The organism is Nocardioides sp. NPDC006273 (assembly GCF_040613495.1).
Lineage (GTDB): Bacteria > Actinomycetota > Actinomycetes > Propionibacteriales > Nocardioidaceae > Nocardioides.
This window is the reverse complement of sequence record NZ_JBEXSD010000020.1, coordinates 1-13,277: the sequence shown is the minus strand read 5'-3', so window position 1 is coordinate 13,277 and position 13,277 is coordinate 1. Positions and strand designations below refer to the sequence as shown.

General features: G+C 68.8%; 13 protein-coding genes. 9 read left to right on the top strand and 4 right to left on the bottom strand.

Annotated elements, in window-relative coordinates:
• Positions 1 to 114: 114 nt before the first annotated feature.
• Complete coding sequence (locus ABZZ22_RS11040) at positions 115 to 936, top strand: aminotransferase class IV (protein ID WP_354930655.1); 822 nt, start codon at positions 115 to 117, stop codon at positions 934 to 936.
• Between the two features lie 115 nt (positions 937 to 1,051).
• Here the strand turns inward: ABZZ22_RS11040 and ABZZ22_RS11035 are convergent, their stop codons facing one another.
• The 3 genes from ABZZ22_RS11035 to ABZZ22_RS11025 all read right to left on the bottom strand — a co-directional run bounded on the left by ABZZ22_RS11035 (position 1,052) and on the right by ABZZ22_RS11025 (position 4,053).
• A complete protein-coding gene (locus tag ABZZ22_RS11035) occupies positions 1,052 to 2,449 on the bottom strand; it encodes an OFA family MFS transporter (protein ID WP_354930652.1) in 1,398 nt (465 codons plus the stop codon).
• A gap of 156 nt (positions 2,450 to 2,605) precedes the next feature.
• Positions 2,606 to 3,043, bottom strand: coding sequence for an SsgA family sporulation/cell division regulator (locus ABZZ22_RS11030; protein ID WP_354930649.1), 438 nt, complete (start codon positions 3,041 to 3,043; stop codon positions 2,606 to 2,608).
• 101 nt (positions 3,044 to 3,144) lie between these two features.
• Entirely contained in the window at positions 3,145 to 4,053 is a 909-nt protein-coding gene (locus ABZZ22_RS11025) for a 5'-3' exonuclease (RefSeq protein ID WP_354930835.1), read from the bottom strand.
• 182 nt (positions 4,054 to 4,235) lie between these two features.
• Between ABZZ22_RS11025 and ABZZ22_RS11020 the strand changes: the two genes are divergently transcribed.
• Positions 4,236 to 4,679, top strand: coding sequence for an Lrp/AsnC family transcriptional regulator (locus ABZZ22_RS11020; protein WP_179661418.1), 444 nt, complete (start codon positions 4,236 to 4,238; stop codon positions 4,677 to 4,679).
• Positions 4,680 to 4,692: 13 nt separating this feature from the next.
• Here the strand turns inward: ABZZ22_RS11020 and ABZZ22_RS11015 are convergent, their stop codons facing one another.
• The gene (locus ABZZ22_RS11015) at positions 4,693 to 6,072 is read right to left on the bottom strand and encodes a lysine 2,3-aminomutase (protein WP_354930646.1); all 1,380 of its coding nucleotides are present in this window, start codon (positions 6,070 to 6,072) and stop codon (positions 4,693 to 4,695) included.
• Between the two features lie 110 nt (positions 6,073 to 6,182).
• Here ABZZ22_RS11015 and ABZZ22_RS11010 point away from each other — a divergent pair, with 110 nt between their 5' ends.
• The 7 genes from ABZZ22_RS11010 to ABZZ22_RS10980 all read left to right on the top strand — a co-directional run bounded on the left by ABZZ22_RS11010 (position 6,183) and on the right by ABZZ22_RS10980 (position 13,232).
• Positions 6,183 to 7,229 carry an L-erythro-3,5-diaminohexanoate dehydrogenase gene (locus ABZZ22_RS11010; RefSeq protein ID WP_354930643.1) on the top strand — a complete coding sequence of 349 codons (1,047 nt, stop codon included), beginning with the start codon at positions 6,183 to 6,185 and terminating at the stop codon, positions 7,227 to 7,229.
• On the top strand, positions 7,226 to 8,764 hold the full coding sequence (locus ABZZ22_RS11005; RefSeq protein ID WP_354930640.1) for an amidohydrolase: 1,539 nt from the start codon (positions 7,226 to 7,228) through the stop codon (positions 8,762 to 8,764). Before ABZZ22_RS11010 ends, ABZZ22_RS11005 begins: the two co-directional genes overlap by 4 nt.
• Positions 8,761 to 10,317, top strand: a complete 1,557-nt coding sequence (locus tag ABZZ22_RS11000) for a lysine 5,6-aminomutase subunit alpha (RefSeq protein ID WP_354930637.1) — start codon at positions 8,761 to 8,763, stop codon at positions 10,315 to 10,317. The genes ABZZ22_RS11005 and ABZZ22_RS11000 overlap by 4 nt, the downstream gene beginning before the upstream one ends.
• Positions 10,314 to 11,063 (top strand): OAM dimerization domain-containing protein, encoded by a 750-nt coding sequence (locus tag ABZZ22_RS10995; protein WP_354930634.1) that lies wholly within the window; start codon positions 10,314 to 10,316, stop codon positions 11,061 to 11,063. The genes ABZZ22_RS11000 and ABZZ22_RS10995 overlap by 4 nt, the downstream gene beginning before the upstream one ends.
• Positions 11,060 to 11,458 carry a hotdog domain-containing protein gene (locus ABZZ22_RS10990; RefSeq protein WP_354930631.1) on the top strand — a complete coding sequence of 133 codons (399 nt, stop codon included), beginning with the start codon at positions 11,060 to 11,062 and terminating at the stop codon, positions 11,456 to 11,458. Before ABZZ22_RS10995 ends, ABZZ22_RS10990 begins: the two co-directional genes overlap by 4 nt.
• A gap of 497 nt (positions 11,459 to 11,955) precedes the next feature.
• Positions 11,956 to 12,756: a polyprenol monophosphomannose synthase gene (locus ABZZ22_RS10985; RefSeq protein ID WP_354930628.1), complete on the top strand. Its 801-nt coding sequence runs from the start codon at positions 11,956 to 11,958 to the stop codon at positions 12,754 to 12,756.
• Positions 12,753 to 13,232 carry an FxsA family protein gene (locus ABZZ22_RS10980; protein WP_354930625.1) on the top strand — a complete coding sequence of 160 codons (480 nt, stop codon included), beginning with the start codon at positions 12,753 to 12,755 and terminating at the stop codon, positions 13,230 to 13,232. Before ABZZ22_RS10985 ends, ABZZ22_RS10980 begins: the two co-directional genes overlap by 4 nt.
• The last annotated feature ends 45 nt before the right edge of the window (positions 13,233 to 13,277 follow it).

The following is a 13,277-nucleotide window of genomic DNA, read 5'->3' as shown; positions in this document are numbered from 1 at the left end:
GAGCCACGTGGCGGCGACAAATCGGGGGTCACCTCGGTGTCATTCGCTCGACATCTCGAAGGTCGCACCGGCGCGTTTTCCTGCCTCTGATCAGGGACGATTTAGAGTTGCTGCATGCGCGCGTGGATCGATGGTCACCTTCTCGACAACCCGGCCGCTCCTGCGGTCTCCGTCCGCGACCATGGTCTGGTCGTCGGCGACGGCGTCTTCGAGACGCTCAAGGTGATCGAGGACCGGCCGTTCGCGCTCGCCCTCCATCTCGACCGCCTCGAGCGATCCGCGAACGGCCTCGGCCTGCCCGCGTTCGACCGCACGCTCATTACCAAGGGTGTCGAGGCTGTGCTGGGCGCGGGCCCGACGGTGTACGGGCGTCTGCGGATCACCGTCACGGGTGGGCCGGCGCCCTTCGGGTCGGGACGCGCAGAGGCGGCACCGACGATCGTGGTCGGTCTCGAGGACGCGACGCCGACGCCGACCGAGACGAAGGTCGTCAGCGTGCCGTGGCGCCGCAACGAGCACGGCGCGACGTCCGGCCTGAAGACGACGTCGTACGCCGAGAACGTCATCGCGCTCGCCGAGGCCCACAAGCACGGGGCGAGCGAAGCGATCTTCGCCAACACCGTCGGCGACCTGTGCGAGGGCACCGGGAGCAACGTCTTCTACGTGCTCGACGGTGCGCTCAAGACGCCGACGCTCTCCAGTGGTCCGTTGGCCGGGATCACCCGGGCTCTGGTGCTGGAGTGGTTCGGCGCGGAGGAGACCGACGAGCCACTCGCCGAGGTGGAGGAGTACGCCACCGAGGTCTTCCTCACCTCCAGCCTGCGCGACGTGCAGGCTGTCACCGAGTGGGGCACGCGCACCCTCCCGCACGGCCCGGTGACCCGGGCGGCGCAGGAGGCGTGGCGTACGAACGAGTCGAGCCTGCTCGGCCTCTGAGCGGCCGGCGACAGAGCTCAGCCGGTGAAGAGCTGCGCCGCACGGCGCAGCGTCTCGATGATCCCGTAGACCAGGGGGATCCCGACCAGGGCCCAGGCGCCTGCGACCTTGGGGTTCATGCCGCGCTCCTCTCGGTCTCGATGGGATCGGCGGACTTCGGTTCGTGGAACCTGTCGGGGACCTGGCGGACCAGGAGGTTGGCGACGAAGCCGACCGCGAGGACGCCGACCATGGTCAGCAACGCGGGGCGATAGGCCTCTGCGGTGAGCGTGCCCGGCTCACCCTGCGCGTCCAGGAAGGCGTTGATGATGAGTGGTCCGGCGATCCCGGCTGCCGCCCAGGCGGTCAGGAGGCGGCCGTGGATGGCGCCGACCTGGAACGTACCGAAGAGGTCGCGAAGGTAGGCGGGCACGGTCGCGAAGCCGCCGCCGTAGAAGGACAGGATCACCGCGGCGAGCAGCACGAAGAGCGCCATCGAGGCGTCGCCGACGGTCGCCAGCAGGAGGTAGAGGACCAGGCCGACGCCGAGGTACATCATGTAGATCGGCTTGCGGCCGATGACGTCGGAGGTCGAGGACCACACGAATCGGCCGGCCATGTTGGCGATCGAGAGCAGCCCCACGAAGCCTCCGGCCGCGGCGGCGCTGACGGCGGACACACCATCGATGCGGAAGAAGTCCTGGATCATCGGGGCCGCCTGCTCGAGGATCCCGATGCCGGCTGTGACGTTGCAGAAGAGCACGATCCACACCAGCCAGAACGAACGGGTCCTGATCGCGCTGTTCGCCGTCACGCTCGCTGTGGTGACCAGCTTCTTCGCCTTGACGCTCGCCGGGTCCCAGCCGGCCGGCGTCCATCCCGCCGGCGGGACTCGGACCGTCGCCGCACCGAAGGACATGAAGACCAGATAGACGGCGCCCAGGGTGAGGAAGAGCATCATCACCGCATGCCCGTCGGGAACCGTGGAGCCGTCACCGGTGAAGGAGGGATCGTAGAGCGACAGGAGCCGGCCGCTCAACGGGCTGGCGATCATGGCGCCACCACCGAAGCCCATGATCGCCATCCCTGTCGCCAGGCCGGGCCGGTCCGGGAACCACTTGATCAGGGTGGAGACGGGGGAGATGTAGCCGATCCCGAGCCCGATGCCGCCGACGACGCCGTAGCCGAGGTAGACCAGCCACAGCTGGCCGGTGCCGATACCGAGGGCGCCGATGAAGAATCCAGAGGCCCAGAAGATCGCGGCTGCGGTCATCGCCGCGCGGGGTCCGTTGCGGTCGACCCAGGTGCCCATCACCGCGGCCGAGAGACCGAGCATCACGATCGCGATCGAGAAGATCAGTCCGATCGCGGTCTGGCTCGTGCCGAAGTGCTCGACGAGGGCGGTCTTGTAGACGCTGGTGGCGTACACCTGGCCGATGCAGAGGTGGACCGCGAGGGCGGCGGGCGGGATGAGCCAACGGTTGAAGCCGGGACCGGCGACCGTGCGCTCGCGAGACAGGAAAGCGGGAAGCAATGTGACCTCCGAGAGAGACGCGTGACGCACATCACTACCACAGTTGACACGGCAACGGCGAGGGAACACTTCCGGCCAGCGAAAACGACGAACCCTCTCGTGCCGGACAGTCGGGACGAGAGGGTGCGAAGACGAAAGAGCAGACGGGCGGAGTGCCTACTCGACGTCGGAGGAGGTGCCGAGCAGGTCCGCGACCAGCGCATCGAGGTCCATGTGCTGACTCTCGGCGCCGACGGGGACGGCCGAGAAGGACCTGCCGAGGAACGTCTGCACCTCGCTGGAGTCGGCGGTCGCGATGAGCCGGCCGTCCGGGGAGCTGAAGTCGAAGACGGCGACCGCCTTGGCGTCCTCGTCGATGCTCGGGTAGATCTTCACGTCGCCCTCACCGGCGGGCGCAGCCAGGCCCTGCAGCATCAGGGTGCGGGACACGACCCACTCGACGTCACCGGCACCTGAGTGGAAGGTCAGGCTCACTGCGTACGGGTCGCTCTCGCGGTAGCCGAGGGTGGTCGGCACCTCGACCGTGCGGCCCCAGGGGTCGAGGCACGAGATCTGGATGTCCTGCTGCACTGTCGGGTGCTTGATGTCGCTCATTCGTCCGCTCCTTCTTGGTGGTCTTGCCAAGGAGACGGAGTCGTACGCAGGTGATGATGCCGTTTCTACAAACTTTCTGAACTGCTTCGTGGCGACCTCGGTCACACCCGCGCGAGAGCGGCTTCCAGGCGCGCGACGGGAGAGCTGAGGTTGTACGTCGCGGCCAGCTCATGCAGACGAGTCGGGTCGGCCGGAGTGCTGGGCAGTGTCGTGCGGCTGCGGTCCAGGGGGATGTCTCGGGCCACGGCCACGACCTTCGGTGCGACCGCCAGATAGTCGACCGCGTCGACGAACTTCTGACGCTGGGACTTGGTCAGGGAGGTGGTCGGGTCGGCGACGGCGGCGATGATCCCCGCCAGGTCTCCGAACTGCTCGAGCAGCTTGGCCGCCGTCTTCTCTCCGACGCCCTTCACCCCCGGCAGGCCGTCAGAGGAGTCGCCGCGCATCGTGGCGAAGTCGGCGTACTGCGCGGCGCTGATCCCGTACTTGGCGAGCAGCCACTTCTCGTCGACCAGGTCGGGATCGCCCACGCCACGGGTCGGGTAGAGGATGCGTACGCCGGCAGCGTCGTCGACCAGCTGGAAGAGGTCGCGGTCGCCCGTGACGACATCGACCGGCATCCCCGCGCCGGTGGCGAGGGTGCCGATCACGTCGTCGGCCTCGTAGCCGTCGGCGCCGATGACGCAGATCCCGGCCGCGGCGAGCACCTCGCGGATGATCGGGACCTGCACCTGCAGCGGGTCGGGGACCTCTTCCACGTCGGGGGCGGTCTCGACCTCCTCGACCACTCGGTGGGACTTGTAGGACGGGACCAGGTCGACCCGCCACTGCGGGCGCCAGTCGTTGTCCCAGCAGCACACCAGGTCGGTGGGGGAGTAGTCGTTGACCAGCCGGGAGATGAACTCCAGCAGGCCGCGGACGGCGTTGACCGGAGTGCCGTCATCCGCCTTGATGTCAGGCACGCCGAAGAAGGCGCGGAAGTAGAGCGACGCGGTGTCCAGCAGGAGCATTCGAGGTTCAGCCACGCTGTGCACATTATCCGCTGACGCGTGGGACGGGCCTCCTGAATCGCCCTCCTGAGGCTCACTCAGTCCACCGCGAGCCGCAAATCTTTCGATATCGATCGCGGTTTTGGACGTTTCAGCGGATATATTGCTGTTGTCGGTACGCTGTCGCCGTGACTACCCCTGAGATAGAGGCCACCGACCGTAAAATCCTTCAGCTTCTCGCGGAGGACGGCCGGATGTCCTACACGGATCTGGGCAAGGCCACCGGTCTGTCGACCTCGGCGGTGCACCAGCGCGTCAAGCGGCTCGAGCAGCGTGACCTCATCACCGGCTACGGCGCCACCGTCAACTACGCCGCGATCGGAGTCCCGCTGACCGCGTTCGTCGCGGTCACGCCGCTCGACCCCTCACAGCCCGACGACTGCCCCGAGCGGGTCGCCGACCTCAACGAGGTGGAGGCCTGCTGGTCGATCGCCGGCGCGGAGTCCTACATGCTCAAGGTGCGGGTGGCGACCCCCGAGGCGCTCGAGGAGCTGCTCGGCCGGATCCGTTCGGTCGCCAACGTGGGCACTCGGACCACGATCGCGATGTACACCTACTACGAGAACCGGCCGACCTTGAAGCACTGAGCGCCTCGGCCGCTCACTCCCCGTGCGTGCGCCACCACTCCTGACCTGACTCGGGCAGCGTGTGGATCGGGTCGTAGTACTCATAGGTCCTGGACAGCGCCTCGGGGTCGCTCGCCTCGATCGAGGTGCGGTAGTTCTTGGTCCAGTAGGAGATCCCGCGCTCGGTGTCGTAGTCGGCGATCTGGTGGACCCATCGCTTGCCGACGAAAGGCACGTCGCACACGATGCGGGGAGTGGCGAAACCGGGCAGGTAGCCCATGATGTCGTGCTGCAGCCGCTGGGCGTCGGCCACCGAGACCCGCCAGTGCTCGCTGAACGGGATCATGTCGCACATGTAGAAGTAGTAGGGCATGATCTGCGCGCCGTCGAGCAGGCGGAAGCTCAGGTCGAGCAGGCTGTGACTGTCGGCGTTCACGCCGGCCAGGAGCACACCCTGGTTGCGTACGTCGCGGACCCCCGCGGCCAGCAGCGCCTTGGACGCCTCGGCGACCAGGGGAGTGACCGAGTTGGCGTGGTTGGCGTGGGTGTGGATCGCCAGCGATACGCCGCGCTCGCGGGCGATGGTGGTCACCCGGTTCATCCCCTCCAGCAGCGGCTCCTGGAGCCAGTGCTGGGGGAGACCGATCAGGCCCTTGGTGGCCAGCCGGATGTCGCGGATGTTGTCGATGGCCATCAGCTTGGTGAGGAAGTCCTCCAGGCGCGGCCAAGGCAGGTTGGCGACGTCGCCGCCCGAGACGACCACGTCGCGTACCTGCGGTGTGTTGCGGAGGTATTCGAGCATCGCCTCGTGGCGGTCGACCGGTTTGCCGGTGAGCTTGAGCTTGTCGATGACCGGGGTCGAGTTGCCGACCAGGTCCATCCGGGTGCAGTGACCGCAGTACTGCGGGCAGGTCGAGAGCAGCTCGGCGAGCACCTTGGTCGGGTAGCGGTGGGTCAGCCCCTCGGCGACCCACATGTCGTGCTCGTGCAACGAGTCGCGGCTCGCCTGCGGGTGGGACGGCCAGTCGGTGCGGCGGTCGGAGAAGACCGGGATCATGTAGTGCCGGAGCGGGTCGGCGTAGAACGCTGCGGTGAACTCTTCGCCTGCCGACGCGCCCGAGGGAACCATCGTGTTGACCATCTGCGGAGGCACCAGCATCGACATCGTCGCCCGCTCGGCCATGTCGCGCTCGAGGTCGGCGTAGAACCGCTCGTCGAGGAGATCACCCATCAGCGCGCGGAGCTGGCGCACGTTCTTGATGCAGTTGACGCGCTGCCACTGCACGTCACGCCACTGCTCCTCGGTGATGTCGGCCCAGCCTGGGAACCGGGTCCAGTCGGGTTCGACCAGCTCTACGCGCTGGTAGGCGTATGGCTGTCCGTCTCGGGTCTTGGGCTCGATGGTTGCCGTCATGCTTTCCACCATAGCGGGAGATCCTCCGGCCAATGCAAGCATCAGCCGCAATTCTTCCATCAACCGCTGGTATGGTCCGCCGTGAGATGCACGCAAGGAGGCGTACGACGATGACCACTTCCGACCCGACAGGCCTGCACCGAGTGCTCGACGAGCCGGTGGCCGGCTCGTTGCCGCTCCCGCAGGCGGCCCGCCGACTCGACACCCGAAAGACCTTGTGGCCCGACGAGGTGCGGATCCGGGTGGAGCGACTCAACCTGGACGCCGCCTCGTTCCGTCAGCTGGAGGCAGCGCACGACGGCGATGGAGAGGCCGTACGCCGCGAGGTGCTCGACATCGTCGCCGACCGCGGCAAGATGCAGAACCCGGTGACCGGGTCGGGCGGAATGCTCGTCGGCGTGGTCGAGGAGGTCGGCCCCGAGTCGCCGCTCGGCCTCTCGGTCGGCGACCGTGTCGCCACCCTGGTCTCCTTGACGCTGACGCCGCTGGTCATCGAGGACGGGCTCGAGCGATGGGCCGGCGAGGACGAGCAGGTGCCGTGCGACGGCTACGCCATCCTCTTCGGCCGTTCGATCGCGGCTGTCCTCCCCGACGATCTCGCCCCGGAGCTCGCGCTCTCGGTGATGGACGTGTGCGGCGCGCCGGCGCTCACCCGCCGGGTCGTCTCGGAGAGATACACCGGCGGGGTCGTCGCCGTGATCGGTGGCGGCGGCAAGTCCGGGTCGCTGTCGCTGGCCGCGGCCCGTGACGCGGGCGCTGGCCACCTGATCGGCATCGTGCCGACCGAGGCCGAGGCCGAGCGCCTTCGCGACGCCGGTCTGGCCGACGAGGTCGTGGTCGCCGACGCCCGCAACCCGGTGGCGCTGCGTGACGCGGTCACCAAGGCCGGTGGCCCCGCCGACGTCACCGTGGTGTGCGTGGACGTGCCCGGCTGCGAGGGCGGAGCGATCCTCTCCACCGCCGACAGCGGCACCGTCGTCTTCTTCTCCATGGCGACCTCCTTCTCCGCAGCCGCGCTCGGCGCCGAGGGCCTCGCCGCCGACGTGACGATGCTCGTCGGCAACGGCTACGTCCCCGGCCACGCGGCGTACGCCCTGGATCTTCTCCGCGCGAACCGCGGCGTACGAACTCTCTTCGAGGGCAGACTGGCGCCGTGACTCGCATCCTCCTGCGCAATGGTCAGATTCACACGGGCCTGGCCCCGGCCGAGCCGATCACCGCGATGGCCGTCGAGGACGGCCGGATCGTCTGGACCGGCACCGATCTGGACGGTTTCACGAGCCCCGACGAGGTGGTCGACCTCGGCGGACGGCTGGTGACACCGGCCTTCGTGGACAGCCATGTCCACGTCGTCGAGACCGGAGAGCAGATCCTCGGGCTCGACCTCGGCGGAGCGCCCAGCCGGGAGGCGGTGCTCGACATGGTCGCTGCGTACGTCACCGACCTGGGCCCCGACGACCTGGTCCTCGCCCAGGGCTGGGACGAGACGCGCTGGCCGGACCCGACCCTGCCGACCGCGACCGAGCTCGACCGCGCCTCGGGCGGCCGCAAGGTGTATCTCAACCGCATCGACGGCCACTCCGCCGTGGTCTCGAGCGCGCTGATGGCTGAGGTTCCCGGGATCACCGGGCTGCCGGGCTGGACCGCCGAGGGGCGCGTCGAGCGGGAGGCGCTGCGCGCGTTGCTTCCGCTGCTGGCCGACCTCACCCCGGCCGGGCATGCCGAGCGCGGTGCCCGGGCGGCGTTGCAGGCGATGGCAGCCCTGGGCATCGGAGCCTTCCACGAGAACGCCGGACCCGACATCGGCCCCGAGTCGGACCTGGTCGCCGTGCAGACGCAGGCCGCCGAGTCCGGGCTGCACGGCACCTACTACTGGGGCGCACATCTCGGCTTCGGCGATCTGGACCGCCTCGACGACGTCTCCGGCCTGGCCGGAGATCTCAGCGCGGACGGCTCGATGGGATCCCGCAGCGCGGCGCTGACCTTCGACTACGCCGATCTCGCCGGCCACCGAGGCCACGCCTATCTCGACCCCGAGCAGCTGGCCGAGCACATCATCGGCTGCACCCGGCGCGGCCTGCAGGCCGGCTTCCACTGCATCGGCGACCAGGCGATCGACAACATCGCGCAGGCGTTCCGGCTCGCCGAGAAGGCGCTGGGCGCCGAGACCCTGCGGACCCGTCGCCACCGGCTCGAGCACTGCGAGCTGCCCTCGCCGGCCGCGACCGAGACCTTCGCCCACCTCGGGGTGATCGCGAGCATGCAGCCGATGTTCGACGGGCTGTGGGGTGGCCCGGGCCGGATGTACGCGGCGAGGCTGGGGGAGCGCTGGCAGCAGATGAACCCGTTCCGGACCCTGCTCGACGCCGGCGTACGCGTCGCCTTCGGCTCCGACTCGCCGGTCACCCCGCTGGACCCGTGGGCGGCGGTCCACGCGGCCGTGCACCACCGCACCCCCGGCCAGGGCATCACTCCCGCGGAGGCGTTCGCCGCGCACACCGTCGGAGGCTGGTACGCGGCCGGCATCGACGACGCCGGGACGCTCGCGGTCGGCCAGCGGGCGACCTACGCGGTCTGGGACCGCACCACGTTCCCCGACCTGACCACGCCTGACGTCGCCGACGTCACCACCGCCTGCCTGCAGACCGTCGTCGACGGCAGGACCGTATTCGAGAAGGAGGGTGTCCGGTGAGACTCGATCTGGACCCACGCACGATCGCCCAGGCCCGCGCGCTGGCAGCCAAGGTCGGCGACCCGATCGTCGAGATGGCCAAGAAGCACACCACGGTCGCCGTGGAGCGGGCCACCCTGCGGCTGGCCGGGCTCGCCGGCGCCGACCCGGACGGCACCCCGTGGGTGAACCATCTCGTCGACGCGGTGCGCGCCGACGTAGGTCTGGAGCACGGGATCGCGCTGCCGGTGTGGCAGGCGCTGGCGGCTCATGGCAACGATCTGTCGCGACTTGCCGAGGAGGCCGCCGCCGGCCAGGTGACCTTCCGCCTGCCCGAGGGTGCCGAGGCGGAGCTGGCCGCGAAGCATGCCCGCGAGGCGGTCGGCGTCGGCATCGCCCGGCTCGATACCAGCAGGACGGCGCGGGATCGGATGATCGCAGAGATCGGTGACGCCCCTCGCAAGCCCTGGATCTACCTCATCGTCGCGACCGGCGACATCTACGAGGACATCCCGCAGGCGCAGGCGGCGGCGCGCGAGGGTGCCGACATCATCGCGGTGATCCGCTCGACCGGTCAGTCGCTCCTCGACTACGTGCCCGAGGGCGCCACGCGGGAAGGGTTCGCCGGGACGTACGCGACGCAGGAGAACTTCCGGCTGATGCGCGCGGCCCTCGACGAGACGAGCCGCGAGCTGGGGCGCTATGTCCGGCTGACCAACTACGCGAGCGGGCTGTGCATGCCGGAGATCGCGGCGCTGGCCGGCATGGAGCGTCTCGACATGATGCTCAACGACTCGATGTACGGGATCCTGTTCCGCGACATCAACCCGGTGCGTACGTTCGTCGACCAGCGGCTCTCGCGTCAGATCCACGCACGGGCGGGGATCATCATCAACACCGGCGAGGACAACTACCTCACCACCGCCGACGCGGTCGAGGCCGCGCACACGGTGACCACCTCCCAGCTGCTCAACGAGTACTTCGCCAAGGAGGCGGGGCTCGAGGACTGGCAGCTGGGGCTGGGCCACGCGTTCGAGATCAATCCCGACGTACCGGACTCGTTCCGTCTCGAGCTCGCGCACGCGCTGCTGGCGAAGTCGATCTTCCCCGACGCCCCGTTGAAGTGGATGCCGCCGACGCGGCACATGACCGGCGACATCTTCAGGGGCTACCTGCTCGACGGGTTCTTCAACCTCGCCGGCGCGATGACCGACCAGGGGATCCTGCTGGTGGGGATGATGACCGAGGCCGTCGTGACGCCCTGGATCTCCGACCGCGACCTGGCCCTGCAGAACGTCCGGTACGTCATGGACGCGGCCGGGCGGCTCGGCGAGGACTTCCACCCGGCTCCGGACGGCTTCATCGCCAACCGGGCGCGTGAGGTGCTGGGGGAGTCGATCGACCTGCTTGGGAAGATCATCGACGAGCCCAACGGGCTTCTCGACGCGATCGCCGACGGCACGTTCGGCCTGATGAAGCGCCCCGCCGACGCGGGCAAGGGCCTCGAGGGCGTCGCCGAGAAGTCCGAGGCGTACTACAACCCGGCCACAACGATCCTGGAGGGCGAGGAATGAGCCAAGGAAACCTGATCAGGCCCTACGGCGACACCACCGGCGACGGGATGGTGCAGGTCTCCTTCACGTTGCCGATCAAGCACAGCAAGGTCGCCGATGGCGCCGCGCTCCAGCTGGCCAACAAGATGGGCATGGAGCCGGCGATGGTCGTCCACTCCAAGCCGATGGGCGACGACTTCACCTTCTTCGTCGTCTACGGGCAGGTGAACCACCTCGTCGACGTCGACAAGGTCCAGGTCGTCGAGCGCGACTTCCCGCTGCTGACGCCCAAGGAGGCGAACGCGGTGATCAAGGAGACGCTGCGGCGTCCGCTGGTCGTCGTCGGCGCCTGCATCGGCACCGACGCCCACACCGTGGGGATCGACGCGATCCTCAACATCAAGGGCTTCGCGGGGGAGAAGGGCCTGGAGTACTACAAGGAGATCGAGGTCGTGAACCTCGGCGCCCAGGTCTCCGTGCCCTCCCTCGTAGAGGCCGCCGTCACCCGGCGCGCCGACGCCGTGCTCGTCTCCCAGGTCGTCACCCAGCGCGACGCGCACCTGCTCAACACCCGGGAGATGTCGGCGGCCTTCCGCGAGGCCTATCCGGCGGGGGAGCGGCCGCTGCTGGTCGCCGGCGGGCCGCGCTTCGACGAGGCGATGACCACCGAGCTCGGCGTCGACCGCATCTTCGGCCGCGGCACGACTCCCGCCGAGGTCGCCTCCTATCTCGTCCACCGCACCACCGCGAAGGAGCCCGCCGCATGACGTCGCCGCAGATCGGCCCCGAAGTCGGAACAGTGGTCGTCCACCGCCGCTACGTGCCGTACTCCCACGCCCACTACGCCGGGAACCTGGTCGACGGCGCCTACAGCCTGGGGCTCTTCGGCGACGTCGCGACCGAGATGTGCATCCGCACCGACGGTGACGAGGGACTCTTCGCCTCCTACGACGACGTGCAGTTCAAGGCGCCCGTGCGTGCCGGCGACGTCCTGGAGATCAGCTGCGAGCTGGTCAAGGCCGGGACCCGCTCCCGGGTGATGGAGTTCGCCGTGTACGTCGTGGCCCGGGGCGCTGCGACCGAGGCCAGTCCGGGGGCCGCCGAGATGCTGGCGGAGCCGGTCCTCGCCACCTTCGCGCGGGGGACCGTCGTCGTTCCCTGAAGGCCGTAACGGGTACGCGAATACGACACGCCGAGGTTCCCCGAGAATTCCCTGCTTTTTCTCGCCCAGAGGGCTGTGGCTGACCTGCGGAAACATCTGTTTCCGCAGGTCAGCATCGTGTTGACTTACGCAGAGCCAGCGGGTGATGGTGGCAACGTTCGCCCATGCAGAGTTGCGGTCGGCGGACCGGCGCTCGACGAATCGGGTCGGGGGGTGTCGATCCAGGCATGCCTTCGATGCGTTTTCGCGGGCGCGGTCCATGACCGCGAGGGCAACGCGGGAAGGCCAAGGCGCCCTTAGACAACGATCGTCCCCTTGCCTCCAGCAAGGATCGGAGCGGCCCGAAGAACGTCTTGGTCCTCCCGCGCTCTGCGTCGCCGGCGCTCGCTTCGCCGTGCGCGCAGCGCTGGCGGCAGGTGGTTGCGGGGATCTTGGGTTCGACCGGTGGGCGGATATCCTGTGATCTCCACCCCATCCCTCGACAAGGCCGGCGTTACGTGACGAACGAGCAGCTTCCACCCTGGACCGAGATCGGCCGGGCGGTGATGGTCATCCCGACCTACAACGAGGCTGACAACCTCGCCTGGATCGTCGGACGGCTACGCAAGGCGCAACCGCGCGTCGACGTGCTGATCGTCGACGACGGCTCTCCTGACGGCACGGGCACGATCGCCAACGAGCTGGCCGACAACGACGACCAGATCCATGTGCTGCACCGCACCGAGAAGGCCGGCCTCGGAGCTGCGTACCTCCACGGCTTCGGATGGGCCATCGAGCAGGCCTACGACGTCGTCGGGGAGATGGACGCCGACGGCTCCCATCAGCCCGAGGAGCTCCATCTGCTCCTCGACGCGATCCCCTCCGCCGACCTCGTGATCGGTGCCCGCTGGATCCGCGGCGGCTCGGTGGTCAACTGGCCGCTGTCGCGACGGCTGCTGTCGGTGGGCGGCAACCTCTACGTCCGTCTCCTGCTCGGTATCGGCGTGCACGACGCCACTGCCGGCTACCGGCTCTTTCGGCGTACGACGCTGGAGAAGCTGCAGCTGAGCAGCGTCGAGTCGACCGGATATGTCTTCCAGACCGAGATGGTGACGCGTACGCTGCGGGCCGGTCTCACGGTCAAGGAGGTCCCGATCCAGTTCATCGAGCGGGTCCGGGGCGAGTCGAAGATGAGCTCGGCGGTCGCTGCCGAGTCGATGCGCCGGGTGACCCGCTGGGGCCTGGCCGAGCGACGCGACCAGTTGATGCGACTGCTGCGCCGCTTCGGGCTGGACCGTCTCGGGGGAGGCCGCCGATGACCGCTCGGCGACGCAGGCTCTCCTGGCTGCTGGTGCTCCTGTTCCTGGTGATGCCGCTGGCCGAGCTGTTCGTGATCATCCAGGTCGGTCAGCTGATCGGCGTGTGGTGGACGATCCTGCTGCTGGTCGCCGACTCGATCATCGGGGCCTGGATCGTGCGCCGTGAGGGTGCCCGAGCCTGGACGGCGCTGCAGAACGCGCTGGCGGCCGGGAAGATGCCGTCCACCGAGATCGCCGACGGTGCTCTCATCCTGCTCGGCGGGGCGATGATGCTCACCCCGGGATTCGTCACCGACATCCTTGGCGTGGTGCTGATGCTGCCGCTCACCCGACCGTTCTTCCGCCGAATCCTGGCCACGATCGTGCAGAAGCGCCTGGTCACCGCCACGATGCCGTCGACCTTCGGGCCGACCGCCCGGCCCCGCAACGACGACATCGTCACCGGCGAGGTCATCGACAAGGACAACCTGGCCTGAGAGATACGCCGACGGCGGCCCTCCTTGACGGTGGGCCGCCGTCGG

What these genes read in the sequence shown, in the direction of transcription:
- ABZZ22_RS10980 (WP_354930625.1), top strand. Translation starts at nt 12,753, where the DNA reads ATGACCGCTCGGCGACGCAGGCTCTCCTGGCTGCTGGTGCTCCTGTTC.
- ABZZ22_RS11010 (WP_354930643.1), top strand. Translation starts at nt 6,183, where the DNA reads ATGACCACTTCCGACCCGACAGGCCTGCACCGAGTGCTCGACGAGCCG.
- ABZZ22_RS11025 (WP_354930835.1), bottom strand. Translation starts at nt 4,053, where the DNA reads ATGCTCCTGCTGGACACCGCGTCGCTCTACTTCCGCGCCTTCTTCGGC.
- ABZZ22_RS10995 (WP_354930634.1), top strand. Translation starts at nt 10,314, where the DNA reads ATGAGCCAAGGAAACCTGATCAGGCCCTACGGCGACACCACCGGCGAC.
- ABZZ22_RS11030 (WP_354930649.1), bottom strand. Translation starts at nt 3,043, where the DNA reads ATGAGCGACATCAAGCACCCGACAGTGCAGCAGGACATCCAGATCTCG.
- ABZZ22_RS11040 (WP_354930655.1), top strand. Translation starts at nt 115, where the DNA reads ATGCGCGCGTGGATCGATGGTCACCTTCTCGACAACCCGGCCGCTCCT.
- ABZZ22_RS11015 (WP_354930646.1), bottom strand. Translation starts at nt 6,072, where the DNA reads ATGACGGCAACCATCGAGCCCAAGACCCGAGACGGACAGCCATACGCC.
- ABZZ22_RS10990 (WP_354930631.1), top strand. Translation starts at nt 11,060, where the DNA reads ATGACGTCGCCGCAGATCGGCCCCGAAGTCGGAACAGTGGTCGTCCAC.